The 19,354-nt window shown below is 51.5% G+C and carries 16 protein-coding genes and 4 pseudogenes; 12 read left to right on the top strand and 8 right to left on the bottom strand.

The genetic code is table 11. The features are described from left to right. Nucleotides 1-29: 29 nt before the first annotated feature. Nucleotides 30-293, bottom strand: coding sequence for a YugE family protein (locus CWI35_RS13500; protein ID WP_013524508.1), 264 nt, complete (start codon nt 291-293; stop codon nt 30-32). 154 nt (nt 294-447) lie between these two features. Between CWI35_RS13500 and CWI35_RS13495 the strand changes: the two genes are divergently transcribed. Continuing rightward, nucleotides 448-1,608 carry a MalY/PatB family protein gene (locus tag CWI35_RS13495; protein WP_162924038.1) on the top strand — a complete coding sequence of 387 codons (1,161 nt, stop codon included), beginning with the start codon at nt 448-450 and terminating at the stop codon, nt 1,606-1,608. Between the two features lie 245 nt (nt 1,609-1,853). Here CWI35_RS13495 and CWI35_RS13490 read toward each other — a convergent pair whose 3' ends face one another. The 3 genes from CWI35_RS13490 to kapD all read right to left on the bottom strand — a co-directional run bounded on the left by CWI35_RS13490 (nt 1,854) and on the right by kapD (nt 3,346). Then, nucleotides 1,854-2,378, bottom strand: coding sequence for a superoxide dismutase family protein (locus CWI35_RS13490; protein WP_119877849.1), 525 nt, complete (start codon nt 2,376-2,378; stop codon nt 1,854-1,856). Between the two features lie 55 nt (nt 2,379-2,433). After that, nucleotides 2,434-2,649, bottom strand: a complete 216-nt coding sequence (locus CWI35_RS13485) for a hypothetical protein (RefSeq protein WP_013144358.1) — start codon at nt 2,647-2,649, stop codon at nt 2,434-2,436. Nucleotides 2,650-2,725: 76 nt separating this feature from the next. Further along, nucleotides 2,726-3,346, bottom strand: coding sequence for a 3'-5' exonuclease KapD (gene kapD, locus CWI35_RS13480; protein ID WP_011232405.1), 621 nt, complete (start codon nt 3,344-3,346; stop codon nt 2,726-2,728). A gap of 475 nt (nt 3,347-3,821) precedes the next feature. On the opposite strand from kapD, the gene CWI35_RS13470 reads away from it, so the two are divergent. The 3 genes from CWI35_RS13470 (at nt 3,822) to CWI35_RS13455 (ending at nt 6,073) form a co-directional block, all read left to right on the top strand. After that, nucleotides 3,822-4,259, top strand: coding sequence for a hypothetical protein (locus CWI35_RS13470; protein ID WP_011232406.1), 438 nt, complete (start codon nt 3,822-3,824; stop codon nt 4,257-4,259). Nucleotides 4,260-4,279: 20 nt separating this feature from the next. Next, the gene (locus tag CWI35_RS13465) at nt 4,280-5,602 is read left to right on the top strand and encodes an ArsB/NhaD family transporter (RefSeq protein ID WP_119877847.1); all 1,323 of its coding nucleotides are present in this window, start codon (nt 4,280-4,282) and stop codon (nt 5,600-5,602) included. A 120-nt stretch (nt 5,603-5,722) separates the two neighbouring features. Continuing rightward, nucleotides 5,723-6,073: a YuzC family spore coat inner layer protein gene (locus tag CWI35_RS13455; protein ID WP_013144354.1), complete on the top strand. Its 351-nt coding sequence runs from the start codon at nt 5,723-5,725 to the stop codon at nt 6,071-6,073. Between the two features lie 1,261 nt (nt 6,074-7,334). Here the strand turns inward: CWI35_RS13455 and CWI35_RS13445 are convergent. Then, the gene (locus CWI35_RS13445) at nt 7,335-8,699 is read right to left on the bottom strand and encodes an ISLre2 family transposase (protein ID WP_119877350.1); all 1,365 of its coding nucleotides are present in this window, start codon (nt 8,697-8,699) and stop codon (nt 7,335-7,337) included. Between the two features lie 151 nt (nt 8,700-8,850). Between CWI35_RS13445 and CWI35_RS13440 the strand changes: the two are divergent. Next, a pseudogene (locus tag CWI35_RS13440) lies at nt 8,851-9,492 on the top strand (transposase); the annotation flags it as partial. 203 nt (nt 9,493-9,695) lie between these two features. Here the strand turns inward: CWI35_RS13440 and CWI35_RS13430 are convergent. After that, nucleotides 9,696-10,496: an ExeA family protein gene (locus CWI35_RS13430; protein ID WP_025039422.1), complete on the bottom strand. Its 801-nt coding sequence runs from the start codon at nt 10,494-10,496 to the stop codon at nt 9,696-9,698. Beyond that, nucleotides 10,489-11,739 (bottom strand): IS481 family transposase, encoded by a 1,251-nt coding sequence (locus tag CWI35_RS13425; RefSeq protein ID WP_033845209.1) that lies wholly within the window; start codon nt 11,737-11,739, stop codon nt 10,489-10,491. The genes CWI35_RS13430 and CWI35_RS13425 overlap by 8 nt, the downstream gene beginning before the upstream one ends. A gap of 690 nt (nt 11,740-12,429) precedes the next feature. On the opposite strand from CWI35_RS13425, the pseudogene CWI35_RS13415 reads away from it, so the two are divergent. The 4 genes and pseudogenes from CWI35_RS13415 to istB form a co-directional block, all read left to right on the top strand. After that, nucleotides 12,430-12,795 (top strand): annotated as a pseudogene (locus tag CWI35_RS13415) (IS21 family transposase); the annotation flags it as partial. Nucleotides 12,796-12,878: 83 nt separating this feature from the next. Next, complete coding sequence (locus CWI35_RS13410) at nt 12,879-14,327, top strand: IS66-like element ISGst1 family transposase (RefSeq protein ID WP_119877845.1); 1,449 nt, start codon at nt 12,879-12,881, stop codon at nt 14,325-14,327. Nucleotides 14,328-14,464: 137 nt separating this feature from the next. Beyond that, on the top strand, nt 14,465-15,556 hold the full coding sequence (locus tag CWI35_RS13405) for an integrase (RefSeq protein WP_240432111.1): 1,092 nt from the start codon (nt 14,465-14,467) through the stop codon (nt 15,554-15,556). Then, nucleotides 15,553-16,305: an IS21-like element helper ATPase IstB gene (gene istB, locus CWI35_RS13400; RefSeq protein ID WP_021322668.1), complete on the top strand. Its 753-nt coding sequence runs from the start codon at nt 15,553-15,555 to the stop codon at nt 16,303-16,305. The genes CWI35_RS13405 and istB overlap by 4 nt, the downstream gene beginning before the upstream one ends. Nucleotides 16,306-16,377: 72 nt before the next feature. Here istB and CWI35_RS18620 read toward each other — a convergent pair. Next, nucleotides 16,378-16,537, bottom strand: a pseudogene (locus tag CWI35_RS18620) (DUF6431 domain-containing protein); the annotation flags it as partial. 150 nt (nt 16,538-16,687) lie between these two features. Here CWI35_RS18620 and CWI35_RS13390 point away from each other — a divergent pair. From CWI35_RS13390 to CWI35_RS13380, 3 genes and pseudogenes are all read left to right on the top strand, one after another. Further along, nucleotides 16,688-17,245: pseudogene (locus CWI35_RS13390) on the top strand (transposase); the annotation flags it as partial. Between the two features lie 208 nt (nt 17,246-17,453). Continuing rightward, a complete protein-coding gene (locus CWI35_RS13385; RefSeq protein WP_128721765.1) occupies nt 17,454-18,761 on the top strand; it encodes an MFS transporter in 1,308 nt (435 codons plus the stop codon). Continuing rightward, entirely contained in the window at nt 18,758-19,345 is a 588-nt protein-coding gene (locus tag CWI35_RS13380; RefSeq protein ID WP_021322671.1) for a winged helix-turn-helix domain-containing protein, read from the top strand. The genes CWI35_RS13385 and CWI35_RS13380 overlap by 4 nt, the downstream gene beginning before the upstream one ends. Nucleotides 19,346-19,354 lie beyond the last annotated feature (9 nt).

Below are 19,354 nucleotides of genomic sequence, written 5' to 3'. Positions count from 1 at the left end.
GGTTTCGCCAAACCGGCCGCCTGTCGTCATCACGGGAGCGGACAGGACGCCGCTTGCTTCAGCTCAAGCAGCCGGCGGGCGAGTTTTAGGCAGTGGGGAAAAGGAATCGGCTCGTCAAAGGCGAATTCATATATGGACTGAATGCGGGCGGCCAACGTGCGGGCGTCTTCCGTCTCATACACCGCCTGGAGCACGCTGGCCGCCTCGACGTCGTAGGCGTCTTTTCCAAGGCCAAACGGGTCCCAGGCGCCGATCCATTCAAGAAGAAGCCGATTCAACTGTTGTCCGTCCATGCCGCCGCCATCCACCTTCTTTCTTGATGCTATGATATAACCCATTATAAGCCATCGATTCGAAAAAAAGAAGGGAGAAGATGCAACAATGTTTCCATTCGATGAAGGGAAAGGACCGCATCGTTCGCGTGCTGAGAAAGGAGAAGGCGCGATCATGTTTCCGTTCGACCGCGTCATCGACCGCCGGGGCACGCTGTCGGTGAAATGGGATGACGTTCATCGCGTGTTCGGCCGCGAAGACGTATGGCCAATGTGGGTCGCCGATATGGATTTTCCCGCGCCGAAAGAAGTGCAAGAAGCGCTGCGGCAACGGGTGGAGCACGGCGTGTTCGGCTACACCGTCATTCCCGATTCACTCAAAGAAGCGGTGTGCCAATGGCTTGAACGCCGTCATGACTGGACGATCGATCCGTCTTGGCTCGTGTTTGCCCACGGCGTTGTGCCGGCGGTCGCCGCCGCCATCGAAGCGTTTTCCGAACCAGGGGATCGCATCATCGTTTTTTCCCCGGTCTACCGGCCGCTGTTTGATCTCGTCCGCCGTCATGACCGCACGCTTCTGTTCAGTCCGCTGCGCCTTGAGGAAGACAACTATGCGATCGACTGGGACGACTTGGAGCGAAAGCTGCCCGATGCCAAACTTCTCATCCTTTGCCATCCACACAACCCGGGAGGCAAATCATGGACAAAAGAAGAACTCGAACGGCTGGGAGAACTTTGCCTCAAGCACGGCGTCTTCGTCCTTTCCGACGAAATCCACGCCGATTTGACGCTCCCGCCAGCCAAACACACGCCGTTTGCCTCGCTCCACCCAGAGCTGGCTGCGCAAAGCGCCACGTTCCGCGCGCCGACGAAAACGTTCAACCTCGCCGGCTTGCAGGCGGCGGAAGTCATCCTTCCCGACGAATCGCGGCGCCGGGCGTTCCGCCGCGTCCAGCAGCGGCACGGCTTTTTTACGCTGAATGCGTTCGCCATCGTCGGATCGGAAGCGGCCTACCGCCATGGCGGACCGTGGCTTGACGCCTTGCTTGATTACTTGCGGCAAAACGTCGACATGACGGTTGCCTATTTAGCGGAACACTTGCCGCCGCTCCGCGTGATCCGGCCGCAAGCGACGTATCTCGTCTGGATCGACTGCCGCGGCCTTGGCCTTTCCGAGGCGGAGCTGAAGCGTCGGCTCCTTGAAAAAGGAAAACTCGCCGTCGAATTCGGCAGCAAATTCGGTCCCGAAGGCGTCGGCTTCATCCGTTTGAATATCGCCTGCCCGCGCCCGACGCTGGAGGAAGGGCTGCGGCGGCTGGCGGCGGCGCTGCGCTAGCTTTGCGCCAAAGAAGAGCGGCCAAGCGGATGGCGAAAGGGAAAAGAAGCAGCGCCGAATCCGTTGCGGGGTTCCTCCATCCATGTAAACCAAAAGAGCAAATGAAGCCAAACGATCGTTCCTTTCCGTTCTCTGTTCTGCCAACCATGTGCAGCAGAAGCCGTGCAACCGTCACTTTCTCGCATTTCCCATGCGAAGCGCTGCCCTGGCCACGTGAAACAGGGGCCCGCGCGCGAGCCCCTGTTTCACGACGACTTGATTTCCCCGCAGGCGATCCGTCCGCCGGCGTCTCCCGCCGGCTGGGTCATGCCGTCGTCTTTCTTGGCGTGAATGACGATCGATGTTCCGTCTTTTGTAAGCAGCGAGCCTTTCTCTCCTTCTTTCAGCGTCACATTGGGCGCCGTCAGCTCGACGTTGACCGTGCCGTCATCCTTCACAATAATGTTCGGCAAATCGCCGGCATGCGCCCCCTCCGGGTGTAAAAGGCCGTGCTTTTTCCCATCCGGATTGTAATGACCGCCGGCCGATTGGAAATCGGGGGGTTTGCAGCTTCCGTTTTCATGGATGTGAATGGCGTGCTCCCCCGGCGGGAGACCTTCTAGGTCAAGCTTCAGCCGCACCCCTTCCGCCTGTTCAGTCAACTCGATCGTACCGATCGAATCGCCGTCCGCATTGATCATCTCCACCGTCCGGCTCGTTCCATTCTCTTGGCCGCAGCCGGACAACACGAGCGCCGCAGCGAACACCACACCGTACATTTTTCGCAACACGAACCACCCTCCAGCATCACTTGTTATCCGCCAGTATTGCCGGAGGGGGGCTCGTTTATACTCCGGGCGGCTCCTTCCGTTCCTCTCGTTTTCCAAGCAGCTGTTCTTCGAGTTGCTTCGCTTCCCTCTCTTGCCGCCGGGAGATAACGATGATGAGCCGCATCGTGAACACCGCCATCAAGAAAAAGACAGCAAACGAAATGGCTGCGGGAATGTATTCACGTTTGTCTTCCGGAAAGTACAAAAATAAATTCAGCACCGATGGCCACATAAGGAAACAACCTTTCTGCCTAAAAAATCGTCCACTTTCTATTATAACATAAAAAAGCCGCCGCCAACGCAGCAGGCTATAAAGCGAATTTTTTTCGCAGCTGGGTCAAATCAATCCGTTCTCCAATCGTCGGCGGCTTTGTCTTCGCCAAATATTTTTTGTCGTTTTCCACCAGCCGGAAAATCGTATACGCGGTGAACGCATCATCGAGCGCGCAATGGGCTTTTCCAACCGCCTCATTGCCGTACTCTTGCACCGCCTTGCGCAGGGCGGTTTGATTTTTGTTGCCGAAAAACCGCTTATACTCCATGGCTAAATCGCGGTGCTCGCCCGTAAACGGGAATTCCACTTGCGCGGATTGGCAGTTTTCCCGGAGCACTTTCATATCCATGCTCCCCCACGTCATCACTGTCGTCGGGCGTTCGCGGTCATATTGCCGAAGCAAGGAAACCAACTCATAAAAACTCATTCCGCGGTCGATTTGTTCTTGGGTGATGTTGAGAAACGACTTGCACCGTTCCGTGAGCTGCGGAAAGCGGAGCGGCTTCACATAGGAAGAAAATTGGCCGATGATTTGATCGTCCACAACCGCGACAAGGCCGACTTCAATAATTTCCGGGCAAAACCCGTTCGGGTTTGTTTTCGTCTCCGGCATCGTAAATTCAAAATCGAGAAACAAATATTGCGGGCTGTCCATCGTCGCTTCCCCCCTTTCCGGCACGCTGCTGCCGTCCGTCTTACTATTATTATATCACGCAGAAGCGATTGTTTATTTCTTTTTTCAGAAAATGGCGAAAAAGAGGCGGATGACGGAGGAATCAACGACAGCCTTGGCGAAAAAAAGAAGGGCGGATGGACGCTTCTCATTCAAGCCAATCGCTTTTTCTCCCCCATCTCCACCCTGAACATACCCGAACTCCAAAATGCACAAGGTTGTAGAATTCAACATAGAGGCATTTTCATCCTTCCGATGGTGACGAAATTTTTTGCCATGGGAGTCTATATACGGTCGGAGAACAACCATCATTTCCCCTAAACGGATGGTTTCTTGAGTGAAGATAAGAGCAGCACTGATAAAGTTGATCCATTGAAAAAATGCGATGATTGAGCCGCATTTCCTGTTAAATCACCAGCCTTCTATGATATGATCAAGAAAAAGGAGGGTGGATGGGATGAAAAATGTCGTGATTCATCAGATTGTTACATGGATTTTCACCGAAGACCAACTGCGGGCGTATTGGAAAAAACAGAAGAAGAACCTTCCGTTCAGCGGGCTGACGGACCGCCAGTACATGAAACTGGCTGAAGAAATGCTTGAACATTCCTCGCACAGCCAACTTGAGCAGCATGTGCTCGGCGGCCGCTGGCGCACAAAAGATGAAGCGGAAGGAAACGTGATCGCGGAAGACGAATCGCGCGACGACATCCATGTCGAGATCATTGACACCAATGCTCCAGCCGAACCGAGGCGGCGGATGTTGATGGATCGGGTGCGCGAAATCCCTTGTCCGCATTGTTCATTTACGTTTTATGTTCGTGAAGCCGCCAGCGAGCGCAGTGATTGGACATGCCCGGCGTGCGGGAGCGGTTTTCACAACATGACGACATAACTGGAAAGGGAGGAGTACAAATGGATCATACTGCTGCACATGTATCAAACGTTCAGTATTATTTTGCCATTGCTGTTTTCTTGATTACATACGCGATGATCATCTCGGAAAAAATTCACCGGGCGGTCATCGCCCTGCTCGGAGCGGCGCTGATGGTCATCTTCGGCATCGTCGATGCGGAAAAAGCGTTTACCCACCATATTGAATGGGGAACGATCACGCTGCTGATCGGCATGATGATTTTAGTCGGCATTACAAGCAAGTCCGGCTTTTTTCAATACATGGCCATTAAAGCAGCCAAGCTCGCGAAAGGCAGCCCAGTCCGCATTTTGGTGATGCTGTCTTTGTTGACCGGGCTGCTGTCGGCGTTTTTGGACAACGTCACAACCGTGCTGCTTGTCGTGCCGGTGACGTTCTCCATTACGCGCATGCTTCAAGTGAACCCGGTGCCGTACTTAATCTCCGAAGTGCTGTTGTCGAACATCGGCGGCACGGCGACATTGATCGGCGACCCGCCGAACATCATGATCGGCTCGGCGAACAAGCATCTCGACTTCAATGCCTTTTTGTTCAACTTGACGCCGATCGTCGTCGTGATCGCCATCATCACGGTCGCGCTGCTTGCGTTCATTTACCGAAAGCAGCTGAAAACCGATCCAACGTTGATCCAAAAGCTGATGGCGCTTCGCGACGCCGACTACATTCAAGACGCGAAGCTGATGCGCAAATCGGTCGCCGTGCTCGGACTGACGATTCTTGGCTTCATCCTTCATTCCGCCATTCATGTGGATGCGGCCGTCATCGCCATGACCGGGGCGGTCGCGCTCATGCTCATCGCCGTGCCGGAGCACGAAATCGAGGATGTCTTCCATTCGATCGAATGGGGCACGATTTTCTTTTTCGCCGGATTGTTTGTCTTGGTCGGCGGGCTTGTTGACATCGGCTTGATCAAATCATTGGCGGAAAAAACGCTCGAGTTCACCGGCGGCGACATTTCCACAGCCGCCTATTTCATCCTTTGGCTGTCCGGCATCGCCTCGGCGACGATCGACAACATTCCGTTTGTCGCCACGATGATCCCGCTCATTCAAGATATGGCGGTCGGCATGGGGCTGTCTCCCGACGCCCCGCAAATTGACGTGCTGTGGTGGGCCTTGTCGCTCGGCGCCTGCCTCGGCGGGAACGGGACGCTCATCGGCGCCTCGGCGAACGTCATTGTCGCCGGCATGGCGTCGCGCGAAGGGCATGGTTTTACATACATGGATTTTTTGAAAATCGGCGCGCCGCTCACGCTCATCGCCTTGCTTTTGTCGCATGCCTATTTATGGCTGCGCTATTTGTAGCGTCCCGCCTGCGCAATGTATAAAGAAGGAGCGAAATCGCCGTTTGGCTTCGCTCCTTTTTGGCTGTTTGCACATATCGTAATATCGGATTCCATTTTCGGAAAGGAGGCGCAAGCAGCCATGTTCACCCCGTTCCCGCGGATGCCGGCCGGCCCGTACCCTCCGATCGACCCGGCGCTCTTTTCCCAGTCCGCCACTACGGCGCAGACGCTGATGAACGATGCTGCCACCGTTTTGAAAAAACTGGCCGAGTCCCGTTCGTTTGCGGCCTCGGTCATGTCGGCCGCCCAAGAAGGAAAAACGGATGAAGTGAAGCGCCTGATCCGCTCGCTTGGCATCCGCTCGAAAACCGATATATATTTCAATCCCGACGGCATCCGCCTGACGTTGTCGCCGCCCCCCGGCGCGTTTCCGTGCTGCCAGCTCGTCATCGGCTTGCGTTGGAACGTGTTTCCGCCTTTTCACGGATAGCCTTCGCCATCGCGGCGGCGGGCGAAAGGGGAAAAACGGCGGCAAGCAGCCTTCACTCTTCGCATTCGCCGCTTTGACGGCTGCCAACATCCGTTCACAACGGCCGCGCCCGATGCGATAGCGCCGCTTCCAGACTATGCACGGCGCTGGAAGCGGTGTTGTCGTTTGCGCCTTGCTGGGCCAGAAGCTCCTTTCACACCAAAACGGTTCTCGCCGCCGACCTTCGTGAACCAAAAAAAGACAGCGATCGTCTCATCGCCGTCTGGCGCCTAAACAAACTTGCCGGGCACCAACGCCCGGCGTCCCCTTTCGTTCACATTGCGCATCCGATTACGTGCGTCGATAGATGATATCCCCGACAATGATCGTAATCAAAGAAATCAACATTGTCAGCTTGACCGCCTTGTAGTCTAAAAAGCGCAGCACTTGTTCTTCAAAGTGGACAGTATAAACTTTATTCTCTTGATCATAAAGATTCTCCTTGGTGTTCCGTCGGCCGAATCCGCCACATCCATCTATTCGCCTTCGGTTAAAAGGGGATTTTCTTGAGCCACCGTGTACGTAAAATTTGATTTACTGATTTTTCCTTATAAGTACAAAGAATGCATGTTCTGAAATAGTCAAGTACAACTTTCGGTGAATTCTGAAATAATGTGCTAATTTACAATTTTGTGTACAATTCATCTGAAGTCCTCCTTGGCATGATGGTAGGTATTGTTTGACACCCCTGCATCATACCAAGAGGACTTTTTTTGATCAAGTCCCCGGAAAAGCTCCTAACAGGAATGCTCGTTTCAGGAATGATCCATTTCCATGACCGCTTTTCTCTTTCCTTCCACCATCCTCAACTCACGTACTCTCGCCCCTCTCTTCCCAAAAGATACGAGAAGAAACCGAAGCCTTCTGCGGCCCCCTTAAAGCCCAAAGAAACTTGATGACTGTAGATGAGCAAATTCACTAACATAAATTGACAACCAAACAAAAAAGGAGACATGAACCGGACTCCTTGGGTAAAATAGATGTGCACAAAACCCATTCACACAAGGAGGTTCATGTCTCATGAATAGATTAGCACATCACCAAGGAATCCACAAGTTTTTCTTCACTTTGGAGTCAGTCAAGACTTTGTGGAGAACATTTTTTCGGTTCACTACGGGCGTTGTCAATCACTAGTTAGCGAACCATTTTCAGGAATTAATATCGTAAGCGCTTTCGGACTCTCATCCCTCATCTTGAGGTGATGATATTGTATTCCATTTTTTTACACCCAACCACCATCCCGGAGCGCCGACAACGCTTGATGGATCGGCGTCCCGGATGACCGCTGCAGACACGGTAGATTCTGACGCACCACATCTGCCCATAACCGTCCGGCCTTCCGTTTGGCCTGTTCGATCCGCTTGGACTTTGTTGAGGCCGAGACGGCCGACTGGGGCTCTTGCTCCTCCCACCGTCCCTTTCTCCACCCGATCCCGTCGATTCGGGCTGCCATCGCCCTCAGAAACGCCCGAAGCCCTTGGTCTTTCCAGCTGCGGCGGGATTTCACCCGATGCGCAAACCGGCTCATCACGCTCTCGGCGTGGCCCATCGGACGCATGCCGGTCGTCTCCACCCCTTGCTCCGACAGCCACTCCCGATAGTCCCGGATGCATCCCGGCATCGACTCGATCCGGCGGATCATGGCAGCCATCTGCTTCTCTTTCGCTTCGTCCTCCAACGTGCCGACCGCGCTGTTCAGCTCGACCAAAAGTCCTTCTTCGTCTTGTTTCGCCAGCTTCTTCCGCACCTCCCGCCAACGCGGATGGCCGGACAGACACTGACGCAGCTCCCGCGCCACATGAAATCGATCCAGCTGAAAGCAGGCCCGCTTTCCAAAATACTCCCGGCAGGCTGTGATCCACGACGCCGCGTCGCCGTTGATGATCAAAAGGTCCCGGCACGGGTCATAGGCATATTCGTTCATCAGCCACTCTTCAAACCGTTCCCACACGTCTCCCTCCCCTTCATGGAGGTAGTGGCGCCGGTTCACGAGCTCGAGCTGCGAACCGTTTCGTTTCCATCCCTCGTGAACCGCCAGGATTTTCTCTTCTTTCGCCCGTTTCCCTTTCCCCTGGCGGGAAATAAACAGCCCATCCGCCTCCACAAATAGCACTCGGCCGTGCCGTTGGGAAACAGGGTGGTGCAGCGAGACAGGGGCCTCCAGCACCAGTTGGCGAATCGCCTCGTGGCTTAGGACCGCATACCCCACGATCGACTCCAACGTACGGGCTGCTTTGCGGTAGGAAGAGCACTCTACGGCCAACTCGACCGCCGTTTCCTCGAGGCAAGGGCTGATCGACTGCGCTCCATCAAAGCCCAGTTCGGCATCCAGCAAGAAGGTATACGCCCCCGCCTGCCGATCATAGTAGTAGTTCCGTCGAAACGTCACTTCTCCAAACAGCGTTTGGATCGTGGTCGGCCGTTTGTCTTTCAGCTGATACCGGCGCTTGTCCCGCGCTTCCGCCAGTTGTTGATCAATCTCCTCCAAAAGGGCCGCCAACAAGACAGCGAACACCTTTTGAAGAGTTCTGACTAATTGTTCCTCCAGCTCTTTTAATAAAGGCCATTCTGTGGTAAGATGTTTCATGGACTCTCTCCCTCCTGTTTTCGGTTGATGTTGACAATCACCATCATAGCAGGGAGAGAGTCCTTTTTTCACGACATTTGCTTTTTCTACCGCGCTTCGCTTGGTGGCCCCGACGAGCGTCGCGAACAAAAGTTCGCAACCCTCGTCGGGGATCATTTCGGAATGTCACCCACAAATATTTTACTCACACTTCACTTTGGGGTTGACGCTGCAGCTTTCCAAACCGGTCATCAAGCATCTCATTCATATCGTCGATGCCTTGACCACCAAGGGATTCTCGGGAACATTGACCGATATTCATCACTGGAGCTTTCATCCGAATCATCGAACGACGCTCAGTCACTTTTTCACGAAAAGCCCTTGGGATGAGGAAAGGCTGCCTGGGAAGCTTCAAGAGTGGATCCTCCGCCGAATCGAGCGCCTGGTCGAGCGAAAGAATCAGCCTCTCTTTGTCTCGATTGATGATACGATTTGCCAAAAAACGAAGCCTTCGTCACGGGCAACGCACGCCATTCAAGGGTGTGGTTGGCATTTCTCTCACAAAGATCATCAATCGGTCTGGGGGCATTCGCTCGTTTGGCTGATGGTGCACACCTTCACGCAGGCGTTTCCGTTCGCGTTCCGCCTGTATGACAAGAAGGCGGGAAGGAGCAAAATCGACCTGGCGATCGAGATGCTTTCCTCACTCAAGGTGGAACCGGATCGGCCGGTGTATGTGCTCATGGATTCGTGGTATCCGTCCCAAACGCTCATCGAAGCCTGTCTGAAAAAGGGATTCCATGTCATCGCTGTAAATTAGCACATTATTTCAGAATCCCTTTTTCAAATTATTTCAGGCGGATTCGGAAATAATGTGCAAAATTTTTGCGAATTATTGCGGATTTTGCACATTCTTTCGGAACATTTGCACGCTCTTTCAGATGAAGATTTCCAGCGCGCCTGATGGACCGATGAAAAAGAGGAAGCACAAAAGAGGCCGATTTGGCCCCTTTCGTGCTAATACCCCATTTCCTCTGCAGCCATGCGCACCACTTCTTCGTCAATGACGTCCTTTTTCAGCTGATGCCCGTACAGCAGGCACGTCGTGGCCAACGTGTTGATGACACGGGGCCAACCACGTGATTGCAGGGCAATCGCCTCTAACGCCGATGGGGTGAAGATCGGATGCTTCGCCCCGGCCTGTTTCATCCGATGCTCGATGCAGCCCGCCACCTCTTCCTTCTCCAGCGGCCCCATCCGGCATCGCATGATGATCCGCTGGTCGAGAGGGCGGTGCTGATTGAGCCGCAGCTTCCCCTGTAAATGGGGCAACCCGGCCAAAATCAAGACAAATGGGTTGGTCGAATCCATCTCAAAGTTGAACAAGATGGCGATGTCCTGTAAAAATGCATCCTTTGCTAAATGCATCTCGTCCAAAATGAACACCGGCGTGATCCGTCGTTCATGATGCAATCGCTCGATCGCCTGCTGGATTTGGCGGAAGAGATCTACCTTGCGGTACTTCGGTTCCTCTCCTAATCCCAAGGCCAGTCCACGGTAAAAATCCATCACGCCTCCGGTCGATAACGGAAAGTAGACGACATGATACAATGATGGATTCAATGACTCTTTCAGCGCCCGAAGGGCGAACGTCTTGCCCGCCCCCGGCTCTCCGATCAACAGCCCGATTCCCCGCGTTCGCTTCACGTACTCCAGCGCCCGCAGCGCTTCTTGAAACGCCGCCCCTTGATACGCCTCGGACGGGTCGGTTTCTTTCGCAAACGGCTCCCGCGAGAGGGAATAAAACGTTTTATACATCCTGTTCGCCCTCCTTCGCCGAAACCGCCGCAAACGGCGACCGGTGGCGCTTCACATAGGCGTTATCCTCCAAACGCACCCGAATGGCTTCCGCCACCCGTTTGCCATCTTCGTACACATAGACGCCTCGTTCGTCATAGCGGAGCTCAATCGATTGCCCAATGAACCGAGGCGGCACTTCGTATAGCTGTTTATTCAGGGTGATCGTGCCATCGGCTTTCACCTTGCGGTGCTCCCGTTTCAGAAAAATCGCGTCCAGCCAATCGATGTCTTCGATCCACACCACTCGTTCCACTTGGGACTGAAACACCTCATGCGGCGTTTTTCCGTCCAGTGAGGCGTGCGGTTTTCGATGATACTCTTCTTCAAGCCACTTCCAAAAACGCTCGTTCAACTCGTCAAGCGATTTCGGCGGATTCAGCTCCAACAGTGGATAAAACCGTGTCTGTACGGTGCGGAAGAACCGTTCGATTTTTCCCTTGCTTTGCGGGTCATACGGCTGAGTGTGGATGAGTGTAATCCCCATCTCGGCGCACGCATACTGCAGCACCTCGGATCGATCAATTTTCCCGTTGTCCGAGTAAATGCGTTTCGGCTTCCCGCAACGAAGCACCGCTTCCTTTGTGACGATCCGCAACCCGTCAAACTTCTCCGAAGGGAAAAATTGGGCATACGGCACCAACCGCGAGCAGTCATCGATATAGGCGATCAAAAACGTTTTCTGGGCTTTCCCATGGACGCGAATCGTGGGTCCATGGGATAAGTCCCCTTGCCATAGCTCATTGATCTCTTCATACGCAAAACGCTTTCGCTCCGGCATCGGCAAGATTTCTTTTCCCACCAGGTTGTGTTTTTTCAACAATCGGTATATAGTAAAGTATGAGAGGGTGGTGGGAATGTCCCCCTGCTTGGTGAGTTGTTCGTAGAATAGGGTCACGGGCATGGTGGGATGTTCCTTCCTCAATGCTAGAATATGATCCTCATCATCGGGGGACAGACGTCTGGAGCGGCCGCGGTCCGAACGGCGCTTCGGCTTCAAGGCGTCGAAGCCCCCTTTTTTGTATCGGGCGCACCAATCCAGAATCGTCTTCGCCGCAATGGGCTTGTCCCCTTGATGAGGAATCGAATGCACTCGCCCGCCCACCTCATTCAAATACGCTTTGGGCTCCACCTGGCCATTCACCAACGGAGCGATCAGCCCGTACCGAAACAGCGCGATGTCGTGTCTCATCGATTCATCCATCCGGATCTCCTCCCTGTCTCCCTGTGATGTTGGACCGTTCCGGTCCCTCTGCCTCCTATCTTACGAAACGGCTCGAGATTCGTCGAGAGGAAGGGTTTGTGGGAACATCAACCATCTCCGTTTTTGGTGTTAAGTAGAAAATCAGGAAGCAATTTGATCCGCAAACGGATGCCACCTCTCGTTTGTCCACAGGTCTTGGATGATCGAGCCCACCCCCCGTCCCTCCAAGGTCTGCATCCACCAAACCGCCCGTTCTGTTCTTGCGTTCCCCACAGGGCCGATGATCCCCCACCTTCTCACCGCCGCGTGATGCAAGCGGGAGAGATTCCGTAAAAATCGTCGGACATAAAATAAGATGACCTCCTTGGTGGGAAAACCAACCTGTTTGGTCTTCGCTCCTCGTCTTGGCGTTTCGAGCCATGCTTTGACCGCTTGCCAGATGACGGATTGGGTATATTGAATTGAACATACGGGAGGAGGAAAGAAGGCAGCACACTCACGGTTTTGCGGCATTCTCAGAAGCGTACCGCGCGATCCAAAGGCGATACTTGTTTAGTGCAAAATAAAAATACAGAGTTCTGCAACGAAAAGTGCAGAGCTGAAGGCAAAGAAAAAAGGCTTGCCAGCCTCTAACATTTCCTCTACTGTGGAAGTTGTGAACACATAACCAAACAGTGGAGGAGCGAAAGGATGCTGGCAATGCCCGAAATTAATCGTATCAGAAAACTGCGTGAAAAGAAAGGGTTATCGATTGCGGAAATTTCCCGTGAAACGGGATATAACTGGAGAACGGTCAAGAAATACGCAGATGGAGACATTTCTGTCCAACCAACCATCAAACGCAAAAAGGGGATGATTGAGGAAGAAGGGTACGGGCAAATCATTGATGACTGGTTGGAGGAGGATGCCAAGCTGCCGAGAAAACAACGGCGAACGAACAAGACGATGTTTGAAGCGCTTTGTCGTGACCATGGATTTCAAGGCTCGTATCGCACCGTTTGCGCGTACGTGCAAAAACGAAGACCGCAGCTCAAGCTCGAGAAAGAACGTAACTATTCAGCCACATCATAAAGTGAGCTGAATATTTTTTGCTTTTCCTGTCCATGATGTGAATATTGATAGACAAGGAGGTGAATCGCATGTTGACGGTACAACAAGCTGTATTTACAGTTGAAAGCTTAATCAGCAAAGTCCAACAACAAAAGCAGCTCATTACTCACCAACAACAAGTCATTGAGCAACTGTTGAAAGAAAACAAACAGCTACGCAAAGAAAATGAACAACTCAAGTATCGCGTTCAAGAGCTGGAAGCACGCACGAAAAAAAACAGCTCTAATAGCCATTTGCCCCCATCTTCTGACCGTTTTGCCAACACACGTTCTTCTCGTCAACCATCTGGCAACAAGCCAGGCGGACAAGAAGGACATCAAGGAACGACGCTCCGTCAAGTGGAACGTCCACATCATCGTGTCGTCCACCGTGTGCATACGTGTCAAGGATGTGGAGCTTCTTTGCGTGAAGTCAAACCGTTCAAAGTCGATATCCGTCAAGTGTTTGATGTCCCTCCTGTGGCGATCGAGGTGACACAACATGAACGTGAAGTGAAATCGTGTCCACATTGTCGATGCGTGCAACAAGCCGAATTCCCATCCCATGTCACGAATCATGTGCAATACGGTCCACGGCTCACGGCGCTCGTTGTTTATTTACATCATATCCAATTGATCCCGTACAAGCGTTTAAGTGATACAATCGAAGCGTTATATCAACACTCGATTAGTACGGGAACTCTTGCCAATATGGTGAAACGAGGACGCGAATCGTTGGAATCAAATATGGACATCATCGAAGACGCCTTACTTGAATCCAACATCCTGCATGTCGATGAAACGAGTTTGCGCATCAATGGGAAACTCGCATGGGTGCATGTCGCGTGTACATCGAGATATACATACTTGGCTCCTCACGCTTCTCGTGGAAAAAAAGCGACCGATGATATCGGGATTCTTCCCCGATATGAAGGGACGATGATGCACGATGCGTTCGGTACGTATCCGAAATACACACATGCCACCCATGCCCTTTGTCATGCCCACCATTTGCGTGAGTTAAAAGGATTCATCGAACAGGGGCATACGTGGGCGATGCGCATGACCACGTTTCTGTTAGCCGCCAAGCAAGCCGTCGAAGCCCATCACGGTGCACTTTCCGAAGAAGAAGCGAGACGGTGGGAACGAGTGTATGATCGCATCCTAGAAAGAGCACAACACCGATTAGAAACGATGACGCCTCTTCCGAAAAAAGCACTCGCTTTTGTTCGACGCCTTCAAAAACGAAAGGAAGAAGCGCTGCGTTTCTTACGTGAAGTACATGTTCCCTTTGATAACAACCAAGCCGAACGCGATCTTCGCATGGTCAAAGTCAAAGAGAACATTTCGGGTACGTTTCGCGAAGAAACATTCGCGCAGTCGTTTTGCATCGCAAGAAGCATCGTTTCCACACTGACGAAACACGAAAAAAACGTGTGGGATTCGTTATGTCTTCTGTTGGCAGGCGAAACGATCGATCGAGTTCTTTCCGCTACCTAGGGCATTTTCTATGACCGAAATGCCCTATTTGTGCTGGGCTTTTTTATACACTAGCACTGGGGTGAATAGTTACGAAAGAACAGCGCTATGAACGACTGGAGCACCCGCCAGGCGAGGCGCAGGTGGATTTCGGGAAGATGACGGTTGTGACGAAGGAGGGGAAGGAAGAAGAGCGATCGGTTTTGATCATGAGCTTTCCCTATAGCAACGCTGCGTTTGCTTATCCGCTGCCGGTGGAAAACAGTGAATGCTTCCTCCATGGGTTGACGCAGCTGTTTCGTCAGGCTGGGGGAGTGCCAAAGGCATTGCGCATTGACAATTTGTCCGCGGCCATTGTGTCGATTCGAAAAGGGGGAGAACGCCGATTCACCGAGGCTTTTGAGAAATTTCAACTCTACTATCGGTTTGATGTACAAGTGTGCAATCCATACAGTGGACATGAGAAAGGAAATGCGGAGCGAAAAGTCTATTACACTCGCAACCTTTGTTTCATCCCCGCTCCATTGATGGAGTCGGATCCGGAGCTGGTGGAGTGGCTGCATCGCAAGATGGTCGAGGACCGAAACCGTCCTCATTATGAAAAGGGGCGGTGGATCGAGGAACTATGGCAAGAAGAGCAACCGGAGCTGTTGGCGTTGCCGGAACAAGATCTTCCGATCTTCTCCCTCGATCACGCTTACGTGAATAAGTACGGAGAAGTGATGGTGGATGGGAAGGCGTTCGTCGTCCATGGCCTGTCCGTCCCCAACCGGGTGTTGGTGAAGAAAGAATGGAATCGTTTCGTTGTGTTCTCTTCCGATGGAGACGTCCATCTTGAAGCGCCAAGGCCGTATACGAACGTGAAACGCGAGATCCCTTGGAAAGAGATTTTCGCTGAGTGGGAGACCAAACCCCGGGTTGTCGGGCATTCCCGATACCGGGCGTACTTGCCGGAAGCGATCCGAACGTATCTGGCTGGCACCCCGCCCCAGGTGGCGGCCCGTTTGAAAGGGCTGCGAGCGCTGTTGGATCGTTGCACGCTTTATGAAATCGCCCAGTGGCTCGATGAGAACCAGCGATGGGACTTGGCTCCTCATGAAATCGGGGTGTTGATGGAAGCCGAGCAATCCCATTACCCGGCCAAGTGGAAAGAATCGTACACCCCTTCCGTCCTGATCGACTATGAAACGGACTTAACGGTGTATGATCAACGTCTTCATCCTGTTCGGGAAGGGGGTGTCCAGGGATGAGAGCAGAGGTGAAAGAGATTTGTAAAGCACTGCATTTGGCCTATATCGCGGATCGATTCGAGGAGGTGATGTTCGAAACGAAAGAACAGTTTTTGCGGGATGTATTGGCGCTGGAGCTGTCGTGCCGCCAGCAGGCGAAACAGGCCCGGCTGATCAAGAAAGCCAAGTTTCGGGAGTTGAAATGGCTGAAGGATTACGAATGGTCGGATCACATCCACTGGCCGACCACGACATCGAAGAAGGAATTGTGTGACCTTCGCTTTTTGGAGCGAAAGCAAAACGTTCTGCTTTTAGGCTCGCCCGGGACAGGAAAAACCCATCTCGCCACAGCGCTCGGCATCCAGGCGTGCCAACAAGGCCATGAGGTTCGGTTTTTCCGCGTCGCGGATCTCGTCGCCCAGCTGGAAGAGGCATTGAAAAATGGCACGCTCGGGCGGCTGAAACGAAGCATCGATGCGTGCGAACTGTTGATATTGGATGAACTCGGCTATGTGCCGTTTCAAAAGCAAGGATCGGAGCTGTTGTTTCATATTATCGCCGACTGTTATGAGCGAAAAAGCGTCATCGTGACGTCGAATCTGGAATTTGGACAGTGGAATCGGGTGTTTGGGGACAACCGCTTGACAGCTGCGCTGGTGGATCGCTTGGTTCACCATGCCCACATCCTGGCCTTTACGGGAGAGAGCTATCGACTGCGGAACGCTCTCTCCGCGATCCAGCCGTCCTCTTCCCCCGGTCTGGAACCTTAAGTCTTGAGCTGGCAAGCCTATGTATTTTTTCTTGCACTTCTCTGCATTTTTTGCTTGCAAAAAACAGATACTCCCCCTCTGCCGTCAACGCATAGCGTTGGTAGTATCCGTGACGGTGCAAGGGGCGGCGGGATGGACAGTGCGGGCATTGGTTCACGTCGGGAAAATCGTTCCCTTTCCCACGATCCGTATACGTTTGAATGTCAATGCCAAAGTCGTGAAACTGGATCACACTTCCTCCCCCCTCTCCTTGAAACGAATGGAAATCTTTGTCCGAAACAATTCACAAAAAATTTAGCACATTCCTTCAGAAAAGGGGAGAGGGCTTTCTGAAAGAATGTGCAAAAAAATGGGTGTTTTGTGCTGAAATAAAATGATAATTTACATCATCGCGATGCTCAAGACGAACCGGATTCTTTATCCGAATGGCGTCGCCGTCCAAGCCAAGCAGTTGGCTCGCTATATCGAGCCCCAAGACACCCGCCTCGTCACGGTGGGGAAGGAGCGTTACCGCGTGTATCGCTATGAGGGGGCGATCCATGGCCTCGATGACGCGGTGGTGCTGCTGGCTTGGAAGGCGGATCAGCCGATGACACCGGAACATCTCCATTGCGTCTTGAGCACCGACCGGGAGCTAGGCGATGAAGACATCTTGCGTTACTATGCCCAGCGTTGGACAATCGAATGCTTTTTCCGACAGGCGAAAGATCAACTGAAGCTGGATGAATACCGCGTCCGCCACATTCGGGCGGTGAAACGGTATTGGGCGGTGGTGCTCTTGGCCTGCGTGTACAGCATAGCGAAATCCCAGCAAGACCTCTCCACCGGATTGGAGCTTCTTCGATCGCGGAAAGGCCATAGCGTCATAGAGTTCATTTATGACGCCGCAAAGCAAGATATTCCCATTGATGTGATCAAAAAACAGCTCCGTATCGCGTAAGGGGTACCCTGTTTGTCTCTCTAACCATGGAAATTATTGTAATGAAAAATGCTCATCTACAGTTGATGAGTAGAATCATTGGGTCTCCCCTGCCTGTATTGATTCGAACACTGAATGTTTCATGAAAACAATGAATGGTTTAAAAGTATAAAACCGCTTTTTCATGAACCGACTAAAGTCTTCAATCACTCCAGTAGACTGAAGGTTATTGACAAAATATTTTTTTACCATTAAAATTTATTTTGATGAACAAAAAGGTGGTGGATCCATGTTCTCTATATTATCTGATCATCGTCTATATTTACGCATGTGGCTGTCTCAAGTCATATCCTATTTGGGCGACGGCATAACAAGGGTAGCGCTCATTTACCTCATCGGAAAGTCATCCAGCCATTCTTTGCTCATCGGAATGGTTATATTCGTCCAATTGTTCCCAACTGCTGTCTTGAGCTTAGTATTCGGTCCTCTTGTTGATCGATTTTCTAAGCGGCGGCTGATGGTGTTCTCTGACCTGTATCGAATGATCATCGTTCTTTGCATGGCTGCCTTTGCACACTCCCCCATCATCTTGCTCGTTTTGTTGGGATTGCATGGGATCGGGACAGCGCTATTTGTACCTGCCCAATCTTCCATCGTTCCGTCCATTATCCCAAAGGAACGAATTCCAGAGGCGATTGCGCTATCAAATGGAACAGCATCGGCTATGCAAATAATTGCACCGGCCATTGGGGGACTTTTTCTTTTAAGTGAACGATACGATATCAATTTTATGGTTAACGCCGCTACATTTCTCCTTTCGGCCATTTTGATTTGGAGCATCAAGTTTAAAGAATACCTTCATCATAAGCAGAAAAAGAGCGGTTATTGGCTGGATGCTTTGACTGGATACCGAGACATTTTTCTGTTACCTATCTTGCGTTTTTTCTTATTCATGATGATTCCATTATCCTTCGTGATCGGTATTTTGAATACAAATCTTGTCAGCGCTTTATTGCATCATTTTCATGTCTCTCCTTCTCACTTCGGTTTTCTGGAGGCAAGCATAGGGGTGGGAGCGATTTTAGGTTCTTTACTTGGACCAAAGTTGCTTCAAACCATCCCAGCTAATCGATTATTATGGATAGGAATGATGCTTATTGGCGTATGGATGGCGGGTATTGTGCCTTTGAACGTGTTCGTCCATAATTGGGGGGATTTTCCTCTCTATACTTGGTGTACTATGGTAGGAGTATTGAATGCGTTGGTGAATGTGCCGATTAATAGTTTGTTTATCTCTATTGTGCCGCAAGAATTAAGAGGTAGCGGTTCTGCTTTAATGACGACGTTCTCCAATTTTCCCATAATGCTAGGAATCATGATAGGCGGTTGGTATGCCGATGTGATCGGAAGTGTTTACGCAACCGCAACGAGCGGCATCTTGCTCGTACTGACAACTTGTACTTATCCACTCTTCCAAGGATATCGACAATTGAGCCAAGTTGCATTCAACACAGAAAGGAGTAGCATAGAAGGATGAAAGAATTAAGTGATTTGGAATTGGCCAAAATCTTGATTAACCCAAAACGAAACAAAATTTTGGACTTAACGAAAAACGAAGCCTTAACGGTGAAGGAACTAGCGAAAAAATTAAATGAAAAACCATCGAGGCTATACTATCATGTCAAAAAGTTAGAGGAATACGGCTTATTAGAGGTTGCAGGCGAAAAGCAGGTCGGAAATTTAATTGAAAAATCCTATCGTAGAAATAACGACATCGATACAAATGTGATGCTGAATGAAAAAATGATGTCAGAAAGCAAATCAGAGCTCATGAAAGAATTAAAAAATACTGTTTATACAGGGCTCTCGTTATTGGAAAAAGAATTGGAGGAAAACAAGCAATTAAACCAATATCAACATCATGTGGAACTAAGCATCTCTTACCATCATATGACCGGAGAGGAATGGCTGCACACCCATCATCATCTCTTTCATCAGTTGGGAGGGAACAATCGGGAATTACCCTCTAAAGTGAAAGAAGCCTTAAAAGAAGAAGATCGTTTCAAACGAGGAAAGTATGTGTTTGTGTTGTTAAGTTACAAAATTGAGGACGAGGAATAACCGACTCAT

The organism is [Bacillus] caldolyticus, from assembly GCF_003595605.1.
Taxonomy (GTDB): domain Bacteria; phylum Bacillota; class Bacilli; order Bacillales; family Anoxybacillaceae; genus Geobacillus; species Geobacillus thermoleovorans.
Note: the sequence above shows the minus strand (reverse complement) of the source record. Positions and strands in the feature narration are given on the sequence as shown.